The following is a 20217-nucleotide window of genomic DNA, read 5'->3' as shown; positions in this document are numbered from 1 at the left end:
ATGGGACTGGGGCGTCGCCTCTACCGAGGCGAGATCGACGTCGACTTCGTCGGCAAGTGGAGGCTCTGGTACGGCCTGTCGGGCTTCCTCCTCGTCATCTCCCTCGCCGGACTGCTGATCAACGGGCTCAACCTCGGCGTCGAGTTCAAGGGCGGGTCGGTCTTCTCGTTCAAGGCGCCGACCGCCACCATCGAGGAGGTCCGCGAGGGCTTCCAGGAGCAGGGCGTCCACCAGCCGATCGTGCAGACGGCCGGTGACCGCTGGCGGGTCACCACCGAGACCCTGCCCGAGAACACCATGCTCGCCGTCCAGAACTCCATCGCCAAGGACTACAACGTCCCGGTGAACCAGGTCGACGTCCAGTCGATCGGCGCGTCCTGGGGCGGTGAGGTGTCGCAGAAGGCCTGGATAGGCCTCGGCGTCTTCATGCTCGCGATCATCCTCTACCTGTCGATGGCGTTCGAGCCGAAGATGGCGCTGGCCGCGATCGTGGCGCTCGTCCACGACCTCGTCATCACGGCCGGCGTCTACGCCTGGTCCGGCTTCGAGGTCACCCCGGCGACCCTGCTGGGCTTCCTGACCATCCTCGGTTACTCGCTCTACGACGCGGTCGTGGTGTTCGACATGATCAAGGAGGTCACGGCCAAGCTGGGCACCACGTCCAAGCAGACCTACTCGATGGCCGCCAACAACGCGCTCAACCACACGCTGATCCGGTCGCTCAACACCTCGCTGGTCGCGATCCTGCCCGTGGCGGCGATCCTGTTCATCGGCACGACCGTGCTCGGCGCGGGCACGCTGAAGGACCTGTCGCTGTCGCTGTTCGTCGGCATGATCGTCGGCACCTACTCCTCGCTGTGCGTGGCCACGCCGCTGCTGGTCACCCTCAAGGAGCGGGAGCCGCGCTACCAGGCCATCGCCAAGCGGCTGGCCTCCCAGAGCGGCAAGGGCGCCAAGAGCGCCGCCGCGGCCAAGGGCTGACGTTCGCCCTCAAGCGTCCCAAGGTGTATTCATGCGGGGGCGGTCCGGGCCGGACCGCCCCCGCCGCGCGTGCGCGCCCACTCACCACCCCGAAGGAGTGCCGTGACCAACCGTGACCTGAGCACGCTGATCCTCGACCGGATCAGGGACGTGCCCGACTATCCCAAGCCAGGCGTGCTGTTCAAGGACATCAGCCCGCTGCTGGCCGACCACGAGGTGTTCGCGGCCGTGGTGGACGCGCTGGCCGGCAGCGAGCCGGTCGACAAGATCGTCGGAATCGAGGCACGGGGCTTCATCCTGGCCGCCCCGGTGGCCTACCGGGCAGGCGCCGGTTTCGTGCCCGTACGGAAAAAGGGCAAACTGCCCTCCGAAACGCTAGAGGAGTCCTACGATCTGGAGTACGGCTCCGCGACCATCGAGGTGCACCGCGACGCCTTCACCAAGGGCGACCGGGTTCTCATCGTCGATGACGTGCTCGCCACGGGCGGCACGGCCGAGGCGGCCGTGGAGCTCGTCCGGAGGGCCGGAGCCGAGGTGGTCGGCCTCGGCATCCTCATGGAGCTGGCCTTCCTCAAGGGGCGCGAGCGCCTGCCGGGAGTGGACGTCCGCTCCCTTGTGATCGTCTGAGCCGGACCCACGGCGGGCCAGGTTTCGTACCTGGATACACTGGGGGACCTGGACTCGAACATGAGGAGTCTGTGTGCCCCGTGAAGTGGTCGTGCCCGACGTAACCGACGCCGGAGGTGCCGAGCCTGCCGGTGGCGCTCCCGCGGTGCGTCGACGGCGATTTGGGGGTGGGGCCATGAACCCCGTGCTGGAGCCGCTGTTCCGGACCGTTCGCGCCACCCACCCCAAGGCCGACCTGCGCCTCATCGAGCGCGCCTACGAGGTCGCCGCCCACCACCACCGCGACCAGAAGCGCAAGTCGGGCGACCCGTACATCACCCATCCGCTGGCCGTGGCGACGATCCTGGCCGAGCTGGGCACCGACGACGAGACGCTGTGCGCGGCGCTGCTGCACGACACCGTCGAGGACACCTCCTACGGCCTCGACGAGCTGCGGGCCGACTTCGGTGACACGATCGGATCGCTGGTCGACGGCGTCACCAAGCTCGACAAGGTGAAGTTCGGCGACGCCGCGCAGGCCGAGACCGTGCGCAAGATGGTCGTCGCGATGTCGCGCGACATCCGGGTCCTGATCATCAAGCTGGCCGACCGGCTGCACAACATGCGCACCATGCGCTACCTGCCCGAGCACAAGCGCCACCAGAAGTCCCGCGAGACGCTGGAGATCTTCGCGCCGCTCGCCCACCGCCTGGGCATGAACACCATCAAGTGGGAGCTCGAGGACCTGGCCTTCGCCATGCTCTACCCCAAGCGCTACGACGAGATCGCGCGCATGGTGTCGGAGCGGGCGCCCCGTCGCGACCTGTTCCTCCAGGAGGTCATCGAGAAGGTCTCCGGCGACCTGCGCGAGGCCAAGATCCGCGCCGTGGTCAAGGGCAGGCCCAAGCACTACTACTCCGTCTACCAGAAGATGATCGCCCGCGACGTGGCCTTCGACGACATCTACGACCTGGTGGGCATCCGGGTCCTCGTCGACAGCGTGCGCGACTGCTATGCGGCCCTGGGAACGATCCACGCGCGATGGAACCCCGTGCCCGGCAGGTTCAAGGACTACATCGCGATGCCCAAGTTCAACATGTACCAGTCGCTGCACACCACGGTCATCGGCCCCGAGGGCAAGCCGGTGGAGCTGCAGATCCGCACGCACGCCATGCACCACCGGGCCGAGTACGGCGTGGCCGCCCACTGGAAGTACAAGGAGGAGGTCGGCTCGCCGGGCCCGCAGGGCAAGGTCAAGCCCGGCAGCGACATGGCCTGGCTGCGCCAGCTCCTCGACTGGCAGAAGGAGACCGCCGACCCGGGCGAGTTCCTGGAGTCGCTGCGCTTCGACCTGTCGGTGTCGGAGGTCTACGTCTTCACCCCGCGCGGCCAGGTCGTGGCGTTGCCCGAGGGCGCGACGCCGGTCGACTTCGCCTACGCCGTGCACACCGAGGTCGGCCACCGCTGCATCGGGGCCCGGGTCAACGGCCGGTTGGTGCCGCTGGAGTCGCGGCTGGGCAACGGCGACACGGTCGAGATCTTCACCTCCAAGTCGCCCGATGCCGGCCCGTCGCGCGACTGGCTCAAGTTCGTCAAGTCGGGCCGGGCCCGTAACAAGATCCGCCAGTGGTTCTCCAAGGAGCGCCGCGAGACCGCGATCGAGGCGGGCAAGGAGGCCATCGGCCGGGCCATGCGCAAGCAGGGCCTGCCGCTGCAGCGGCTGATGTCCGGTGAGTCGCTGCTGGCGCTCGCCCGCGACCTGCACTACCCCGACGTGTCGGCCCTCTACGCGGCCGTGGGGGAGGGCCACGTCGCCGCGCAGACGGTCGTGACGAAGCTGGTGGCGTCCATCGGCGGCGTGGACAGCGCAGAGGAGGACATCGCCGAGACGTCGGTCCCGACGCGCCTGCAGGGCCGCCCCCGTGGCGGCGGCGCGGGCGTGGTCGTGGCGGGCGACGCCGACGTGTGGGTGCGCCTGTCCAAGTGCTGCACGCCGGTGCCGGGCGACGAGATCGTCGGCTTCGTCACCCGCGGCCACGGCGTGTCGGTGCACCGCGCCGACTGCACCAACGTCCAGCAGCTCAGGTCGCAGCCCGACCGGCTGGTCGAGGTGAGCTGGTCGCCCGGCGACGACTCGGTGTTCCTCGTGGCGATCCAGGTGGAGGCCCTCGACCGGCCGCGCCTGCTCTCCGACGTCACGCGGACGCTGTCCGACCAGCACGTCAACATCCTCAGCGCGTCGGTCACCACCTCGCGCGACCGGGTGGCGGTCAGCAAGTTCACCTTCGAGATGGGCGACCCCAAACACCTCGGCCACGTGCTCAAGGCCGTCCGCAGCATCCAGGGCGTCTTCGACGTCTACCGCGTCAGCGGCGCCACCTGACCCGTCTTTCCCTCGCGCGCGGCACGGCCGGGGAAGCCGCCACCCGCCGCACGGGCGCAGCGGGCGGACAGCGGGTCGGGCGCGGTCAGTCTCGATCCACTCGTGGACGCGGCCGTGATCACACGTAGGGGCTCGTGGCGATCTCGCTCATCAGCCATGCGGTGAAGAGCTTCAGTCGTCGCCCGACCGGCCGGTCCTTCGGCCTGGTCAGGTAGTACGCGCTGCCCGGATCGATCTCGACGTCGAACGGGCGGACGAGTTGGCCGGTCCGGAGGTCCTCGTGAATCAGGCCAGAGAAGAACAGGGCGGCGCCGTGGCCGTCCAGGGCGAGCCTGCGCAGCGTGTGGGAGTCGTCCACCTGGTCGGCTCTGGGTGGTGCGGGAAGGTTGACGCCGGAGGCTTCGAACCAGCGGATCAGATGCTCGATGCTGAACTCGAACATGAGCCTGTGGTCGAGCAGATCGTGGGGGGAGGGATCAGGAGGCAACTGCTTGAGGTAGGCGCGGCTGCACACGATCGTGAGCCGGCCGTGCAGCACCAGCGTGCTCTCGGCGTTGGGCCAGTCGCCCGGACACCAGTTGATCCCCGCGTCCAGGTTGTCGGTGAGGAAGTCGGCCGGCTGGTAGGCATGGTGCAGCCGCAGGTCGATGTCCGGGTGATGTGCCCAGAACCGGCCCAGCCGTGGGGTCAGCCATTTCGCCGAGAAGTACGGGGCGACGCTGACCGTGAGAGTCTCCTGCTGGTCGGTCCGTTTGACCTCTCGAACCGCGCGGCTGAGGATCTGGAGCGCCTGCGAGCACTCGGGGAGGAGCCTCATCCCGCTGGGGGAGAGCTCGATGCGCCGGTGCAGGCGCGTGATGAGCGGAACTCCGAGCTCCTCCTCCAGATGACGCACATGGTGGCTGAGGGCGGCCGGGGTTACGTAAAGCTCCTGAGCTGCCTTAGCGAAACTAAGATGACGCCCGACCGCCTCGAAGGCTCGAAGCTTTGTCAGTGTCCCTGAATCCAGCTCCATGGGCTCACGCTACGTTAGTTGGGCTCATGTGTCATGCCGCCGAGGTAGGCGTCGGCAACTCTGGGGTCAGCGCGCAATTCGACGGCGTGGCCCTCGAGAATGCGGACGCCGTTCTCGAGGACATACCCGCGATGCGCGATCCCGAGGGCGGCGGTGGCGTTCTGCTCGACCAGCAGGACGGAGGTGCCCTCAGCGTTGATCTGTGCGATGAGCCGCATGACGGAAGCGACCACGAGTGGAGCCAGCCCCATGGAGGGCTCGTCGAGAAGGAGCAGTCGAGGGCCGGTGACGAGGGCGCGGCCGATGGCGAGCATCTGCTGTTCGCCGCCTGAGAGGGTGCCTCCTTGCTGGTCACGGCGTTCGGCCAGACGGGGCAGCAGCTCGTAGATGTGGGCGATGCGTTTGCGGATCTCGGCCTGATCGCGCACCATGTAGCCGCCGAGCTGCAGGTTCTCGTGGATGGTGAGGGTGGAGAAGACGCGGCGGCCTTCGGGGACGTGCACCAGCCCGCGTGCGGCGATGGTGTGGGGCTTGTCACGGGTGATCTCTTGGCCGTCGAAGACGACGGTGCCGTCGCCGGGACGCACGAGTCCGGAGATCGCGGACAGGGTGGTGGTCTTGCCCGCTCCGTTGTTGCCGAGCAGGGCGACGATCTCGCCCTGCTCGACGGTCACGGACAGGCCGCGCAGGGCGTGCACGCCGTCGTAGTGGACGTCGAGTCCGTGGATGTCAAGCATGGGTGTCGCTCCCCAGGTAGGCCTCGATGACAGCGGGGTCGCGCCGGATGTCCTCGGGGCGGCCGTCGGCGATCTCGCGGCCGAAGTTGAGCACGACGACGCGCTCAGAGACCTCCATGACCAGGCCCATGTCGTGTTCGATGAGCACGATGGCGATGCCCAGGGCCTGGATGCGGCGGATGAGGTCGAGCATCTCGGCCTTCTCGCCGTGGTTCAGCCCGGCGGCGGGTTCGTCCAGCAGGAGCAGGTCCGGGCGGCGGGCCAGCGCCCGGGCGATCTCGGCGCGCCGCTGCTCGCCGTAGGGCAGGTTGCGGGCGGCGCCGTAGCGGTCACCGCGCAGGCCCACGAAGTCGAGCCAGTGGTGGGCGGCTTGGGTGCATTCGCGCTCGGAGCGGCCGTAGCGGGGGGTGTGTAGCAGAGCGTCGAAGATGCTCTGCCGCAGCCACAGGTGGGCGCCGGCGCGCACGTTGTCCAGCACCGACAGTTCGCCGAACAGCCGCAGGTTCTGGAAGGTGCGCGCGATGCCCAGGCCGGCGATGGCCGAGGGGCGAAGGCCGCTCAGGCTCTTGCCGCGCAGCGTGATCTGGCCGCCGGCGGGCCGGTAGAAGCCGGTGACGCAGTTGAAGGCGGAGGTCTTGCCGGCGCCGTTGGGGCCGATCACCGAGACGATCTCGGCCTGGCCGACGGAGAAGCACAACCCGTCGATGGCCAGCAGCCCGCCGAAGGACAGGCGGAGATCCTCGATGCGCAGCAGGGTCATGTGAGCGGCTCCTTGGATCGGGCGGGCCACAAGCCCTGGGGCCGTGCCAGCATGAAGACGATGAGCAGGACGCCGAACAGGAAGAAGCGGTAGTCGGCCAGGTCGCGCAGGATCTCCGGGAGCAGGCTGATCACGATGGCGCCGACGACGACGCCCGGGACCGAGCCCATGCCGCCCAGGACCACGGCCATGAGCACCAGCGCTGACTGCAGGAAGGTGAAGCTGTTGGGGGAGATGGCCGACAGCTGGGAGGCGAACAGCACGCCGGCCAGGCCGCCCCAGACTGCGCCGGCGATGTAGGCGGCCAGCTTGATGCGGTAGGTGTGCACGCCCATGGCCTCGGCGGCGTCCTCGTCCTCGCGGACGAACCGCCAGGCGCGCCCCAGCCGGGAGCGGCCGAGCCGGGCCGCGCCGAGCACGGCCAGGGCGACCACGGCCACAGTCAGGTAGTAGAAGACCACCGGGCTGGTGGTCAGCGGCGGGATGCCGTAGATGCCGGACGGGCCTCCGGTGATGTCGAGGTTGTTGGCAGAGATGCGGATGATCTCGCCGAAGCCCAGCGTCACGATGGCCAGGTAGTCGCTGCGCAGCCGCAGCGTCGGGGCGCCGATGACGATCCCGGCGATCACGGTGACCACCAGCACCACCGGCACGGTGGCCACCAGCGGCAACTCGAGTCGGGTGGCCAGCACGCCGCTGGTGTAGGCGCCGACGGCGAAGAAGGCTACGTATCCCAGATCCAGCAGCCCGCAGTAGCCGACCACGATGTTCAGCCCGGCCGCCAGCATCACGAAGATCACCGTGCTGGTCATCACCGCCAGCGCGTACGGGCTGGCGTTCACGAACGGCGCCGCCAGCGCGATCAGCAGGCCGGCCAGCCCGACTCGATTGTTGCCCAACAGCTTCGAGGCGCGGCCAGGGGTCCTGCCCGTTCCCGGGGGACGCGGCTCGGTCCCGGTTTTGCTCTGATCGGCCGTCGTCATACTCGCTCCGTGACGCGTTCACCGAGCAGCCCGGTCGGCCGCACCGTCAGGAACAGGATCAGCACTCCGAACGTGAACACGTCCCGCCACTCGCCTCCGAGCCAGAACGTGCCGAACGACTCCAGCAGGCCCAGCAGCAGACCGCCCAGCATGGTGCCGGGGATGTTGCCGATACCGCCGATGACCGCGGCGGTGAACGCCTTCAACCCGATCAGAAACCCCATCAGGAAGTCGATCTTCCCGTAGTAGGCGCCGGCCATCACGCCTGCCGCTCCGGCCAGCGCCGAGCCGAGGAAGAAGGTGCGGGAGATCACCGCGTCCACGTCGATGCCCATCAGCGAGCTGGTCCGCGGATCCAGCGCGATGGCCCGCATGGCCCGGCCCTCGCGGGTGCGGGTGACCAGCAGGTTCAGCCCGGCCATCAGCGCCACGGCCGCCCCCACCAGCACCAGCTGCTGCAGGGTGAGCCGGGCGCCGAACACCTCGATCGCCGTGCCGCCCAGCCGCACCGGGTACACCTGCGGATCGGCTCCGGCCACCGCGCGCATCCCGTACTCCACCGCGAAGGACGCGCCGACCGCGGTGATCAGCAGGGACAGCCGGGGTGCCCGGCGCAGCGGCCGGTAGGCGATGCGTTCCAGCGCCACCCCGGCCAGGCCGGAGGCGACCATGGTCACCAGCAGCACGGCCAGCAGCGCCAGCAGCCCCATCGAGGCGGGTACGCCCCCGAACGCGCCGAGGATCGCGAAACCGGTGAACGCGCTCAGCATGTACAGGTCGCCGTGGGCGAAGTTGAGCAGCTTGATGATCCCGTACACCATGCTGTAGCCCAACGCCACCAGGGTGTAGAACGAGCCGACGAACAGACCGTTCCAGACGAGCTGCGTCATGACAGCGAATCCTGCAGGGCGAAGGCGCCGTCCTTGACCACGAGAATCTGGAACCCGCCGCCGGCCAGCGTGTGCTCCGGCGTGAACTTCAGCGGCCCGGAGAACATGGGGAACCCGTCGATCGCCTCCAGCGCGGCGATCACTTTCGCGCCGTCGGTGCCGCCCGCCCTGCCCACCGCCTCGGCCGCCAGCCGGACCGCGTCGTAGGCCTGATTGGAGTACGGCCCGGGCTCGGCGTTGAACTTCTTCTTGTATGCCTCGATCCAGCCCTTCGCACCCTCCAGGGTGTCGGGCGTCTGGGTCATGGTGGCGTAAACGCCCTCGGCCGCCTCGCCGCCGGCGATCTCGGCCAGCTTCGGCGACACCGATCCGTCACCGACCATGATCGAACCCTTGTAGCCGGCCTGCCGCAGCTGGCGGACGATCAAGCCGCCCTCCTGGAAGTAGCCGGTCCAGTAGACGAAGTCGGGCTTCTTGGCCAGCACGTTGGTGATGTTGGCGCTGTAGTCGCTCTCCTTCGGCGTCACCGCCTCGACGGTGACCGCCGCCGCTCCGAGACTCGATTGGGTGCGCAGCGCGATGTCCTTGGAGTAGCTGGTGTTGTCGTGCATCAGCGCGACACGCTGACCGCCCTGCCCGGCGATCCACTTCTGCGCGGCCTCGGCCTGCTGCGCGCCGGTACCGTTGATCATGAAGACGTGCTCGAGCTTCTGGTCGACCAGTTCCTGCGAGTTCGCCGCCGGAATGATCATCGGGATGGTCGCCTTGCCGAAGATGGGCAGCGTGGGCAGCGTCGCTCCTGAGCAGTAGCCGCCCACGGACACGTGCACGCCCTCGGTGACGAGCTTGTTGGCGGCGGCCGTGGCCGATTGGGCGTCGCAGGCGTCGTCGGCGGTCTTCAGCTCCAGCTTGCGGCCCAGCACGCCGCCCTTGGCGTTGATCTCGTCAACCGCCAGCCGGGCCGCGTTGCTCATGTACGGCCCGATCGAGGCTTCGCTGCCCGACTGCGGAATGAGCATGCCCAGGACGATGGGGCCGTGCTGCTCGCCCCCGGATTCCTGGCCGAGCAGGCCCTGACCGCAACCGGAGGCCAGGAGGCCGAGGGCGGCGACCGCCGCGATTGACTTCAGAGGAATGGCACGCATGCGATTCCTCCTTTCTTCTGTTAGACGAATGCGACGCCTTGTGCCAGTGGCAGTGCGGAGGAGTAGTTGATGGTGTTGGTCGCGCGGCGCATGTAGCCGCGCCAGGCGTCGGAGCCGGACTCCCTGCCGCCTCCCGTGCTCTTCTCGCCGCCGAACGCGCCGCCGATCTCCGCGCCGGAGGTGCCGATGTTCACGTTGACGATGCCGCAGTCGGAGCCGTCGGCGGCGAGGAAGCTCTCGGCCTCGCGCTGGTCCAGAGTGAAGATCGACGACGACAGGCCCTGGGGTACCGCGTTGTGCAGCCGTACGGCCTCCTCGAAGGAGTCGTACGTCATGACGTACAGGAGCGGGGCGAAGGTCTCCTGGCGCACGATGTCGCTCTGGCCGGGCATGCGGACGATGGCCGGCCGGGCGTAGTACGCCTGCGGAGCGCCTTCCCGGTCAACCCTGGTGCCGCCCGTGACGACGGTGCCGCCGTCTCGGACGGCGCGGTCCACCGCTCGGCGCATCGCGCCGAACGCGGTGCCGTCGATGAGCGGCCCCACCAGCGTGGCCTCGTCGAACGGATCGCCGACCACAAGCTTCGCGTAAGCCGCGTCGAGTCGCTCGACGAGCTCGTCCACCACCGACTCGTGGGCGATCACCCGTCGCATGGTGGTACAGCGCTGGCCCGCCGTCCCGACCGCCGCGAAGGCGATACCCCGGACGGCGAGGTCCAGGTCGGCCGACGGCGCCACCACCGCGGCGTTGTTGCCGCCGAGTTCGAGGATCGAGCGTCCGAAGCGCCGGGCGATGCGCGGGGCGATCTCGGCGCCCATGCGCTCGGATCCGGTCGCGCTCACCAGGGGGACCAGCGGGCTGTCGAGCAGGATTCCGGCCGCCGGCACGTCGCAGATGACCAGCCGGTTGATCTCGGAGGGCATGTCGCACTCGGCGGCGGCGCGCTCCAGCAGGGCCGAGCAGGCGAGCGCGGTCAGGCTTGTCATCGGTGACGGCTTCCACACGACCGTGTCACCGCAGACGAGCGCGATCGCGGCGTTCCACGCCCAGACGGCGGCCGGGAAGTTGAACGCGGAGATGACCGCGACGACGCCCAGCGGATGCCAGGTCTCCATGAGCCGGTGTCCCGGTCGCTCGGAGGGCATGGTGCGCCCCTCCAGGCGGCGCGAGAGGCCGACGGCGAAGTCGCAGACGTCGATCATCTCCTGTACTTCGCCGAGCGCCTCGGAGCGGATCTTGCCGACCTCGATCATGATCAGCTCGGCCAGGTCGTGCCTGTGCAGCTCGACCAGCTCGCCGAACCGCTTGACCAGCCGTCCCCGCTCTGGGGCGGGCACGGTCCGCCACCGCAGGAAGGCTTCGTGGGCGGCCTGAACGGCGGCTCCGACGGCCGCGGCGTCCGCGGCCGGGATGTCGAACAGCTCGTCCCCCGTCACCGGCGTGCGGGCCGTGACAGTGCTGCGGGCGGAGGTGTCGATGGCGACGCCGCACCGCTGCAGGCATGCCCGGGCCAGATGGCGCAGGTCCTCGCTGGAGCGCGGGTGAAGGGACGTCGGGGATGGTGATGTCACGGCCAGACTCCGGTTCCGCTCGCTACCACGCCATGACCCCGCCGACACCGTCGCGCAGCGCGCGACGGTAGACGAGGTTGGCCGCGACCATGTCCTCCATGCCGATCCCCATGGCCTTGTACACGGTGATCTCACGGTCGTCCCGCCTGCCCGCTCGTGGGTCGAGGACGACCGCACCCAGCGTCGTGGCCTTGCCGGGATCGGCGGTGGAGAGCTCGGAGCACCCGATCGGCACCGGTTCGAAGGCGTCGAGTGACTCCACGAACAGGCGATGCCGCTGCGCTAGTTCGCGGGGCAGTTCGCCCTCCGGCGGGAAGTACCCGACGGAGGACACATGCGCGCCGGGCTTGAGCCAGTCCGGATCGATCACCGGCGCGGCCGCGTGCGTGGCCAGGCAGACCACGTCCGATTCGCGCACGGCAGCCTCCAGGTCCGCCCAGGCGTGAGCGATGTCGTCGCGGGCGGCCAGCCGCTCCGCCTCGTCGACGTGGAGCGAGCACACGTTGATGCGGTCGAATGCCCGGATCAGGGGCAGCAACCGCAAGTGCTCGCGAGCCTGGACGCCCGCGCCGACGATCGTGGCGACCCGCGCGTCGCGCCGGGCCAGCAGCCGCGCGGACAGCACCGCGGACGCCGCGGTGCGAATCCCGGTGATGTAGGTCCCGTCCATGACGCACGTCGTCGCCCCGGTCTCCGGGTCGAAAAGGTTAATCATGGCGAGGTGGTTGGGCAGTCCGAGATCGAGGTTTCCGTCGAAGACGTTCACCACTTTCACGCACATCTGCCAACCCGGCTGCCAGGCCGACATGGCCAAGGAGAACCCCTTGCCCGGAACGGTCAGCTCCGGCCGGAAAGGCGACTGGACCTCGCCCAGTTCGAGCCCCCGGAATCCGTCCTCCAGGCCGTCCAGCAACTCCTGGGGATCGAGGTTCTCCTCGACCTCGGCCTCGGTGAGCGTGAGAATCTCACGAACTCCCTTGACGATCTCGAAGGCGGCCCTGCTCGCCGTCCCGGTCATGTAGATCTCCCTGCGTTCAATCGGGGTCTCGGTGCGTTCGATTCTGGGAGACGCAGCGATTCCACTCAACCGAAAAATTCGCGGCTCACATGAACAGAACTAAAGTGACCAACTTTTCGAGCAGGGCATGACTCGCGAGATCACTAAAGTCGTGCTAGGGCTTTGGATGCCTTCTGCGTATCGTGTAGGAGATGAATTCGGCGCAGCGCACCGGGCACCGCCCCACACCGACACGACGAGGCGACAGATGGCCAAGACAGCACCGGATGCCGAATGCCCCGCCGGCGGGACGCCCTCTGAGGTGACGAGTTTCGTCGGCCGGCGACGCGAGCTGGCGGAGGCCAGGCGGCTGCTGTCGGCCGCGCGAGTGGTGACGCTCACCGGCGTGGGCGGTGTCGGCAAGACCCGGCTGGCCATGCGGCTCGCCGACGAGGTCCGGCGGGCCTTCCCCGCCGGCGTGTGGCTGGTCGACCTGACCGCGGTGGAGACTCCGGAACTGCTCGTGCACGCGGTGGGCGAGGCACTGGAGATCCAGGACCGTTCCGCACGGCCCGCGCTGCAGGTGCTCGTCGAGAATCTGCGCGGCAAGCAGGCGCTGCTGCTCCTGGACAACTGCGAGCACGTGATCTCCGAGTGCGCCGAGCTGGCGGACCGGCTCGTACGGCACCTGCCGGACCTGCGCATCCTCGCCACGAGCCGCCAGACGCTGGGCATCGCCGGCGAGCAGGTGCTCCATGTGCCCACGCTGCCCAGCGACGAGGCGGTGCAGTTGTTCGCCGAGCGCGCCCAGACCGTGCTGCGGGGGTTCACGCTGACCGGGGCCGACCGCCGTTCCGTGGAGCTGATCTGCGCGCGCCTGGACGGGATACCGTTGGCGATCGAGCTGGCGAGCGCTCGGCTGAGGGTGCTTTCGCCGGCACAGGTGCTGGAGCGGCTGGACGACAGGTTCGGACTGCTGACCACCGGCTCGCGGACCGCGTTGCCACGCCGGCAGACACTGCGGGAGATGATCGGCTGGAGCCATGCCCTGTGCACGAAGCAGGAGCAGTTGCTGTGGGCCCGCGCCTCAGTGTTCGCCGACGGCATCGAACTGGAGGCCGCCGAAGAAGTGTGTTCGGGGGATGGCATCTCGCCCGAGGAGGTCATCGACGTGGTGACCGGCCTCGTGGACAAATCCATCCTGATCAGGGAGGAGCACGCCCACCGGGTCCGATACCGGCTGCTGGAGACCATCAAACAGTACGGCCGTGAACGGTTGCGCGAGCTCGGGCAAGAGGAGGAACTGCGGCGCCGCCACCGGGACTGGTTCCACCGGCTGGTGGCTCGGGCGGAGCCCGAATGGTTCGGGCCCGGACAGGCGGAGTGGTTCGCCCTGCTGCGCGTCGAGCAGGGCAACATCCGGGTTGCCCTGGACTTCTGTGTCACCGAGCGGCATGAGGCTCGCAGCGGGCTGAGCATGGCCGCCGCTCTCTGCTACTACTGGATCGCGACCAGTTCGCTGCGTGAAGGGCGGCGCTGGCTCGACCTGCTGCTATCCCTGGACACCGCCCCCACCGCGGTGCGGGCCAAGGCGTTGATCGTGGACGCCCGGCTGGCGATCCTGCAGAGCGATTTCGCCTCCGCTGGACCGGTGCTGCGGGACGGCCGGGCGCTGGCCGGTCGCTTGGACGATGCTCGTACTCTCGCGATGAGCATGCACGTCGAGGGGCTGGGCGCGCTGATCGATCAGGATCTGCCCCGGGCCGTGATCCTGCTCGGCACGTCGTGCAAGCGATACGAGCACCTCGGAGATCGCATGAGCGCGGCGATCTCGCAGATGTACCTGGCCACGGCCCAGTCGTATCTCGGCGACCACGATCAGGCAGCCGCGCTCTTCGACGACTGCGTGGCCGTGTGTGATGCGCACGGCGAGCTGTGGTTCAAGTCGTACGCGCTGTGTGTGTCCGGCATCGCCGCCTGGCGGGTGGGTGACGCGTCCGGGGCGCATGCTCTGCAGCTGGAGAGCATTCGGCTCAAGCGGCCGTTCAACGACCGCCTCGGGCTCGCCATGTGCGTGGAGGTGATGGCCTGGATCACCGCGGAGCAGGGAGAGAACGAGCGCGCCGCCCGGCTGCTCGGGGCGGTCGCAAACCTGTGGAAGTCCATCGGCGGGCCGCTCTTCGGGTACCTGACGGACCACCACGCGCGCTGCGAGGAGGCGGTGCGGCGTGCCCTGCCCGCGAGGACGTTCGACGATGCCGTGCACAAAGGCGCAGGGCTCTCCTTGGCCGCGCTGATCGAGCTGGCGCTGCGGGAGGACGCCGCTGCGCCGGAGGCCGCGGAGCCGTCGCCCTTGACGCGGAGGGAAGCGGAGATCGCCGAGCTCGTCGCGCGGGGCATGAGCAACAAGGAGATCGCGGCCGCGCTGGTGATCGCGCAGCGCACCGCTGAGGCGCACGTCGAGCACATCCTGGCCAAGCTCGGCTTCAAGTCCCGCGCTCAGATAGCCGTCTGGATGTCCGAGCGATCCCGCGCGCAGCGGCCGATCAGCGTTCATGACCGCACCGATCCGCCTGTGGCCACGGCGTGACCGTGCCGTCCTCCTGCTGAAGCAGGAGTCGCCTGCCGTGTGCCAACACGCCCCGCGGCAGTAACCCGCGCAGACTCGCGCTCGTGAACGCGGCGCTCATGCTGTTGAGGTCATGGACCAGGCCGATCCGGAACAAGGAGCGGGTCTCCCTGATGGCGTCGTGATCGCCCGCTCTGATCACCACGCGGAGATCGGGCGCGATCGCCCGCGCCGCCACGGAGACCGCTATGTTCTCCAGGTCGTCGGAGGCCACGGCCACCAGAGCCTGCGCGGCGTGCAGGCGGACCTTGGCGAGCACGAAGGCGTCCACGGCGTCGGCCACGAGGACGGGTACCCGGAGTGCCCTGGCGACCCGGAGGTTGGGGGCGGCCGGATCTCGTTCGATCGCCACCACGCCGATACCCAGATCCTGGAGCTGGGTGCACAGCCGCAGGCCCACCTGCCCCAGACCGACCACAACCACGTGGCCGGCTCGGGGCAGGGTCCGGGGGCCCACGATGCCGAGCGAGCGGGGCGCCAGCAGCCGGTCCACCATGCCGGCGGTGAAGACGGCGGTGAAGACCATGGTGATGATCATTGCCACGCTGGCGAACAGCAGGTAGCCGTCCGAGCCGTGCGCGGACGCCGGTCCGACGGTCGACACGGTGCGCACCGCGTCGAACAGCGCCTCGATCGGTGCTCTGCGGTGCACCGCCACGGACCACGCCCAGTCCGCGAAGAGCACCGCGAGCAGCCCCGCCAGGCCCGCGAGCATGATGCGGGAGCTGCCGTCGTGCGGCCGCAACTGGCCTTTGACCCTGCCCATCCGCGCTCGCCGCCGCAGCGGGCGCGGCAGCCGGTAGGGCTCCTGGCGGACGGTGTTCCCGTCCCAGCGGGCCGCGACGTGCCCGGAGGGCGTCCGCGTCACGGCAAGCAGGTCGGGTGCCACGCAGGCCGCCAGGAAGGCGGGCACCGCGACGTCGGCCGGCGACGTGACGCGGCAGTTGGGCACCACCCGCACCAGTTGTTCGGCGACGGTCCGGTCGAAGATCTGGACGACCAGCATGACGCTGGGGCGGATGTGCTCCACGGCGAGGGCATAGCGCAGAGATTCCACATCGTCGTCGAGCAGGATCGCCACGCCCGCGACGTGCTGGCCCAGCGCCTCGTGCAGGTCCTTGTCGGTGGGCTGGACGAGGTGGCGCACGGTGTGGCCGACCGCCAGCAGTGAGCCGCAGACGCCCCGGGCCGCCTCGCCGCCGATCACGACGTAGACGGGCTCAGGAAAGGAGGTCGCAGTCATCGGAGCGGTAGGGGTCGCAGCCAAAGCAGCGGAGGCTCTCGCAGCCCATGCAGTGATTCAGGACCCGGCCGCAGTGGCAGCGCGATGCGCTGCTTCCGGACGTGGCGCTTTCGGATGTGGCGCTCTGCCCGGCCAGGTGGTGCGCCGCTGTCATGCCCGCTCCGCGAGGGGAACGCGGCCCTTGAGCCCCATGGCGGCACGGACCCTGTCCTGGGCGATCGTGCGCGCCGCCTCGTGGGGCCGCATGCCGCAGGTACGGGCCGTCGCCAGAACCGCTTCGGTGTTGTCGCGCAGCTTGGCCGAGACGAGCGGGAAGATCCGTGCCGGGTCAGGCCGGAAGGGCGAGTAGCGGGCTTCCATGGCGAATCCCGCGGCCACCACGCCGCCGGCGTTCGCGATGAAGTCGGGCACGATGCCGACGCCCCGCTCCGCCAGGACTCGCTGCGCCTGGGGGGACGTGGGCAGGTTGGCCGCCTCGACGACGAGCCGTGCCCGCAGGCGGGTGGCGAGATCGGCGTCGATGACGTCCTGCAGAGCGGCGGGCACGAGGATGTCACACGGCACGAGCAGTTCGGTGCCCGGGGCGCGGACGGGGACCGAGCCGTACTCGTCGATCAGGGAGTCCCCGTAAGTCTCGCGCAGCTTGACCAGACGCTCGACGTCCAGGCCGGCTGGGTCGTGCAGGGCACCGCGGGCAGTGGAGACGGCCACGACGCTCGCGCCGAGCTCCGCCAGACGCCGGGCGGCGGCGGCGCCGACGGCGCCGAAGCCCTGAATGGACACCCTGGCAGTGGCCAGGGAGAACCCGCTCGCCCCGGCCGCCGCGTCGGCGGCCTCCGCGACGCCGTACCCGGTGATGCCGAGCGCGTCGTACGGGACGCCGCCCAGCTCCTGCGGTGTGCCGACGGCGGCGCCCCGGTCTCCGAGCTCGTCCTGGATGATCGCCGCGTCCCGCTCGGTCAGGCCCACGTCCAGGCCGAGGACGTACTCGCGGGGGACCTCGTTGGACAGCGCGCGTACGAAGGCGCGCAGGATCGCCTCCTTGTCCGGAGAGGCGGGATCGGCGGCGATCCCCGCCTTCGCGCCGCCGTGGAACATGTCGACGGCGGCCCATTTCCAGGTCATGACCCTGGCGAGGCGGGCGACCTCACCGACGGTGACGTGCGGGCTCATCCTGGTGCCGCCCTTGCCGGTGCCGCGGGCGGTGTTGTCGATGACCAGCACGCCCTTCATCCCACTTCGGCGGTGCGAGACGACCACCACCTTCTCCGGTCCCCATTCGTCGATAAGCGCGAGCGTGTCCGTCATGACGTGCGTTTCCTTCGGGCGGTCGTGATGGCGAGGAGTTCGGCGAGGTGTATGGCGGTGCGGTCGCTGAGCTGGGAGATCTGGGTACGGCAGCTGAAACCGTCGGCGAGGATCAGCGTGTCCGGGGCGGCGGCGCGCACGGCGGGAAGCAGCGTCTGCTCGGCGGCGGCGACCGAGACGTCGTAGTGGCCGCGCTCGAAGCCGAAGTTCCCGGCGAGCCCGCAACAGCCGGACCGCAGGACGGTGTTGTGCACGCCCGCTCGCCGCAGTATCTCGCCGTCGGCGTCGAACCCGCCCTCGGCGTGCTGGTGGCAGTGTGTCTGGCTGATGGAGCGGGCGTCGATCCGCGGCGGCGTGTAGTGCGGGGCGTGTTCGAGGAGAATCTCGGCCAAACTCTTGACGCGGCCGGCAGTACGGCGCGCGGCAGAGGTGTCCAGCAGCCTGGGCAGATCGCCGCGGAGGGCGGCGGTGCAACTCGGTTCCAGACCGACGACCGGCACGTCGGGCCGGGTCTCCAGCGCCGCGACGGCGCGCGCGGCCACTCTGCGGGCGACCCCGAGCTGGCCGGTGCTGATCCACGTCAGTCCGCAGCACTGGGTGCCGGGCGGCACGTGCACCTGGAAGCCGGCGGCCTCCAGGACGGTGACGGCGGCCCGCAGCACGTGCGGGCTGAAGTGGTTGTTGAACGAGTCGACCCACAGCAGCACCGGGGTGCCCTCCCGCGCGCCGTCGCGGCGGCGGAACCAGTGGAGGAAGCTCTCGCTCGCGAACGCGGGGATGCCACGCTGCGGGGCGATCCCGCCGAGCCGCTTGACCAGCGGCGCGAGTGGCGAGCAGGTGACCGAATTGGCCAGACGAGGGGCGCGGGCGGCGAGCCGGGACCACACGGGCAGCCATCCCATGGAGTAGTGGGCCGGCGGGCGCAGGCGGCCGCGGTAGTGGTGGTGCAGGAACTCCGACTTGTATGTCGCCATGTCGACCCCCACGGGGCAGTCGGAGCTGCACCCCTTGCACGACAGGCACAGGTCCAGTGCGTCGCGGACCTCTCGGGAGCGCCACCCGTCGTCGATCAGCTCCCCCTGCGCCATCTCGTACAGCAGCCGGGCACGGCCCCGGGTGGAGTCGCGTTCGTCGCGGGTCACCCGGTAGCTGGGACACATCACCGATCCGCTGGAGCCTCCGGTCAGGCACTTGCCGACGCCGACGCAGCGGCGCACCGCGCGGCCGAAGTCGCCGCCGTCGTCGGGGTAGGAGAACGTGGTGTGCAGCGGGATCGTGCTGCGGCGCGGGCTGACGCGCAGGTCGTGGTCGGAGCGACGAGGATGGACGATCACCCCGGGATTGAGCTTGTCGCCGGGGTCCCAGAGGTGCTTGAACCGCTCGAACAGCTCCACCGCCTGCCTGCTGTAGACCAGGCCCAGGAACTCGGAGCGGGCCTGCCCGTCGCCGTGCTCCCCGGAGGGCGAGCCGCCGTGCTCGGCGACCAGGCGGGCGGCGTCGGCCAGGAAGGCGCGAAACGCCTTCGTGCCTTCGTGGGTCTCGAAGTCGAAGTCAAGGCGGACGTGCAGGCAGCCCTCCCCGAAGTGGCCGTATACCGCCCCTTGCAAGCCATAGCGGGCCATGAGGTCGTTGAAGTCGCGCAGGTAGGCACCGAGACGTTCGGCTGGAACGGCGGCGTCCTCCCAGCCGGGCCACGCCTCGGACCCGTCGGGAAGCCGGGTCGCCAGCCCCGCGCCGTCCTCCCGGATCCCCCACAGGGCCCGCTGCTCGTCCGGGCCGGTGGCGACGTACGTGCCCAGGAACCCGGCGGTCCGCTCGGCCGCTGTGGCGAGATCGGACGCCGCGCGCCGGGCCTCGTCGGGCGTGTCCGCCCCCACCTCGGCGAACAGCCAGGCATCGCCGGCAGGGAGGCGCTCGACGGCCGCCAGCGCGGCCGGGCGGGTGACCATGCGGGTCAGCGCCCGGTCCAGGCCTTCGAGCGTCATCGGCGCCCGTTCCACCAGGGCGGGCACCGCGTCCGCCGCGGCGGGCGCGTCGGGGTACCCGAGCACGGCCAGCGCCCGCGCGCGGGGGCGGCGTACCAGGCTGAGCTTGGCGGACAGCACCACGGCGCAGGTGCCTTCGGAGCCGACCAGGGCGCGGGCCAGGTTGAACCGCGCTTCGGGCAGGAGGTGTTCCAGCGCGTACCCGGAGACCTGCCGGGGGAAGCGGCCGAACTCGGTGCGCAACGTGCCCAGGTTCTCCATCGCAAGGTCGCGTACGCCGGCAAGCAGTCGGCCGCGTTCGCCTCCTTCGGCGATGGCGTCCTCGAGTTGGCTCGTTGTCGTCGGCCCGACGGTGAGGACCGTCCCGCCGTAGGTGAGGACTTCGAGCTCGATGACGTTGTCGCTGGTGCGCCCCCAGGCGAGGGAGTGCGACCCGCAGGCGTTGTTGCCGATCATGCCGCCGATGGTGCACCGGCTGTGGGTGGACGGATCCGGACCGAAGGCCAGGCCATGCTGGGCCGCTGCGGCCTGGAGGTCGTCCAGGACCAGCCCCGGCTCGACCCGGGCGGTGCGCGCCCGCGGATCGAGGTCCAGGATGCGGTTGCAGTGCCGGGAGAAGTCCAGGACGAGGCCGGAGCCGATCGCCTGGCCGGAGGTGCTGGTTCCGGCGCCGCGGCAGGTCAGCGGCACACCGTGGCGCCGGCACGCCGCCACGGCCGCGATGACGTCCTCGCGGTCCAGCGGGAAGACCACGCCCAGCGGGACGCGGCGATAGTTGGAGGCGTCCGCGGCGTACTGGGCGAGGCGGCCGCGATCGGCGGTCACCTCGCCGCGGACGACGCGGCGCAGTGCGGTCAGGATCGGCTCGCCGGCCGATGATGCCATGGTGGCCCCCGGGGCGTAGTCATGCGGAGGAGTTCCCCTCCAGCGTGAGGGGAGGGGGCACGGCGAGCCAAGAGCCAGAAGCCCGGTAGCCTGTAGCCG

The 20217-nt window shown here is 69.9% G+C and carries 15 protein-coding genes; 4 read left to right on the top strand and 11 right to left on the bottom strand.

The window, feature by feature from the left end; translation table 11 throughout:
* The 3 genes from secF to FHU36_RS25180 all read left to right on the top strand — a co-directional run bounded on the left by secF (nt 1) and on the right by FHU36_RS25180 (nt 3970).
* The gene (gene secF / locus FHU36_RS25190; protein WP_185086329.1) at nt 1–981 is read left to right on the top strand and encodes a protein translocase subunit SecF; all 981 of its coding nucleotides are present in this window, start codon (nt 1–3) and stop codon (nt 979–981) included.
* Nucleotides 982–1083: 102 nt separating this feature from the next.
* A complete protein-coding gene (locus tag FHU36_RS25185) occupies nt 1084–1608 on the top strand; it encodes an adenine phosphoribosyltransferase (RefSeq protein WP_185086328.1) in 525 nt (174 codons plus the stop codon).
* 175 nt (nt 1609–1783) lie between these two features.
* A complete protein-coding gene (locus tag FHU36_RS25180; RefSeq protein WP_221496564.1) occupies nt 1784–3970 on the top strand; it encodes a RelA/SpoT family protein in 2187 nt (728 codons plus the stop codon).
* 118 nt (nt 3971–4088) lie between these two features.
* Here FHU36_RS25180 and FHU36_RS25175 read toward each other — a convergent pair whose 3' ends face one another.
* The 8 genes from FHU36_RS25175 to FHU36_RS25140 all read right to left on the bottom strand — a co-directional run bounded on the left by FHU36_RS25175 (nt 4089) and on the right by FHU36_RS25140 (nt 12089).
* Entirely contained in the window at nt 4089–4985 is an 897-nt protein-coding gene (locus tag FHU36_RS25175; protein ID WP_185086326.1) for a LysR substrate-binding domain-containing protein, read from the bottom strand.
* A 14-nt stretch (nt 4986–4999) separates the two neighbouring features.
* Nucleotides 5000–5722, bottom strand: coding sequence for an ABC transporter ATP-binding protein (locus FHU36_RS25170; RefSeq protein WP_185086325.1), 723 nt, complete (start codon nt 5720–5722; stop codon nt 5000–5002).
* Nucleotides 5715–6482: an ABC transporter ATP-binding protein gene (locus FHU36_RS25165; RefSeq protein WP_185086324.1), complete on the bottom strand. Its 768-nt coding sequence runs from the start codon at nt 6480–6482 to the stop codon at nt 5715–5717. Before FHU36_RS25165 ends, FHU36_RS25170 begins: the two co-directional genes overlap by 8 nt.
* Entirely contained in the window at nt 6479–7381 is a 903-nt protein-coding gene (locus FHU36_RS25160) for a branched-chain amino acid ABC transporter permease (RefSeq protein WP_246502560.1), read from the bottom strand. The genes FHU36_RS25165 and FHU36_RS25160 overlap by 4 nt, the downstream gene beginning before the upstream one ends.
* Nucleotides 7382–7461: 80 nt before the next feature.
* Nucleotides 7462–8355 carry a branched-chain amino acid ABC transporter permease gene (locus FHU36_RS25155; RefSeq protein ID WP_185086322.1) on the bottom strand — a complete coding sequence of 298 codons (894 nt, stop codon included), beginning with the start codon at nt 8353–8355 and terminating at the stop codon, nt 7462–7464.
* Entirely contained in the window at nt 8352–9500 is a 1149-nt protein-coding gene (locus FHU36_RS25150; RefSeq protein ID WP_185086321.1) for a branched-chain amino acid ABC transporter substrate-binding protein, read from the bottom strand. The genes FHU36_RS25155 and FHU36_RS25150 overlap by 4 nt, the downstream gene beginning before the upstream one ends.
* 20 nt (nt 9501–9520) lie before the next feature.
* Nucleotides 9521–11071 (bottom strand): L-piperidine-6-carboxylate dehydrogenase, encoded by a 1551-nt coding sequence (gene amaB, locus FHU36_RS25145; protein WP_185086320.1) that lies wholly within the window; start codon nt 11069–11071, stop codon nt 9521–9523.
* 22 nt (nt 11072–11093) lie between these two features.
* Entirely contained in the window at nt 11094–12089 is a 996-nt protein-coding gene (locus FHU36_RS25140; RefSeq protein ID WP_185086319.1) for an ornithine cyclodeaminase family protein, read from the bottom strand.
* Nucleotides 12090–12390: 301 nt separating this feature from the next.
* Here FHU36_RS25140 and FHU36_RS25135 point away from each other — a divergent pair, with 301 nt between their 5' ends.
* Nucleotides 12391–14658, top strand: a complete 2268-nt coding sequence (locus FHU36_RS25135) for an ATP-binding protein (protein WP_312891798.1) — start codon at nt 12391–12393, stop codon at nt 14656–14658.
* Here FHU36_RS25135 and FHU36_RS25130 read toward each other — a convergent pair.
* From FHU36_RS25130 to FHU36_RS25120, 3 genes are all read right to left on the bottom strand, one after another.
* The gene (locus FHU36_RS25130) at nt 14615–15940 is read right to left on the bottom strand and encodes an NAD-binding protein (protein ID WP_185086317.1); all 1326 of its coding nucleotides are present in this window, start codon (nt 15938–15940) and stop codon (nt 14615–14617) included. The genes FHU36_RS25135 and FHU36_RS25130 overlap by 44 nt on opposite strands.
* Nucleotides 15941–16090: 150 nt before the next feature.
* The gene (locus FHU36_RS25125; RefSeq protein ID WP_185086316.1) at nt 16091–17248 is read right to left on the bottom strand and encodes a Glu/Leu/Phe/Val family dehydrogenase; all 1158 of its coding nucleotides are present in this window, start codon (nt 17246–17248) and stop codon (nt 16091–16093) included.
* Complete coding sequence (locus tag FHU36_RS25120) at nt 17245–20118, bottom strand: FAD-binding and (Fe-S)-binding domain-containing protein (protein ID WP_185086315.1); 2874 nt, start codon at nt 20116–20118, stop codon at nt 17245–17247. The genes FHU36_RS25125 and FHU36_RS25120 overlap by 4 nt, the downstream gene beginning before the upstream one ends.
* Between the last annotated feature and the right edge of the window lie 99 nt (nt 20119–20217).

Source organism: Nonomuraea muscovyensis (genome assembly GCF_014207745.1).
Taxonomy (GTDB): Bacteria; Actinomycetota; Actinomycetes; order Streptosporangiales; family Streptosporangiaceae; genus Nonomuraea; species Nonomuraea muscovyensis.
The sequence above is the reverse complement of the archived record's forward strand: the minus strand, read 5'-3'. Positions and strand labels throughout refer to the sequence as shown.

What these genes read in the sequence shown, in the direction of transcription:
- FHU36_RS25170 (WP_185086325.1), bottom strand. Translation starts at nt 5,722, where the DNA reads ATGCTTGACATCCACGGACTCGACGTCCACTACGACGGCGTGCACGCC.
- FHU36_RS25120 (WP_185086315.1), bottom strand. Translation starts at nt 20,118, where the DNA reads ATGGCATCATCGGCCGGCGAGCCGATCCTGACCGCACTGCGCCGCGTC.
- FHU36_RS25180 (WP_221496564.1), top strand. Translation starts at nt 1,784, where the DNA reads ATGAACCCCGTGCTGGAGCCGCTGTTCCGGACCGTTCGCGCCACCCAC.
- FHU36_RS25155 (WP_185086322.1), bottom strand. Translation starts at nt 8,355, where the DNA reads ATGACGCAGCTCGTCTGGAACGGTCTGTTCGTCGGCTCGTTCTACACC.
- FHU36_RS25125 (WP_185086316.1), bottom strand. Translation starts at nt 17,248, where the DNA reads ATGACGGACACGCTCGCGCTTATCGACGAATGGGGACCGGAGAAGGTG.
- FHU36_RS25130 (WP_185086317.1), bottom strand. Translation starts at nt 15,940, where the DNA reads ATGACTGCGACCTCCTTTCCTGAGCCCGTCTACGTCGTGATCGGCGGC.
- FHU36_RS25175 (WP_185086326.1), bottom strand. Translation starts at nt 4,985, where the DNA reads ATGGAGCTGGATTCAGGGACACTGACAAAGCTTCGAGCCTTCGAGGCG.
- FHU36_RS25140 (WP_185086319.1), bottom strand. Translation starts at nt 12,089, where the DNA reads ATGACCGGGACGGCGAGCAGGGCCGCCTTCGAGATCGTCAAGGGAGTT.
- FHU36_RS25165 (WP_185086324.1), bottom strand. Translation starts at nt 6,482, where the DNA reads ATGACCCTGCTGCGCATCGAGGATCTCCGCCTGTCCTTCGGCGGGCTG.
- secF (WP_185086329.1), top strand. Translation starts at nt 1, where the DNA reads ATGGGACTGGGGCGTCGCCTCTACCGAGGCGAGATCGACGTCGACTTC.
- FHU36_RS25150 (WP_185086321.1), bottom strand. Translation starts at nt 9,500, where the DNA reads ATGCGTGCCATTCCTCTGAAGTCAATCGCGGCGGTCGCCGCCCTCGGC.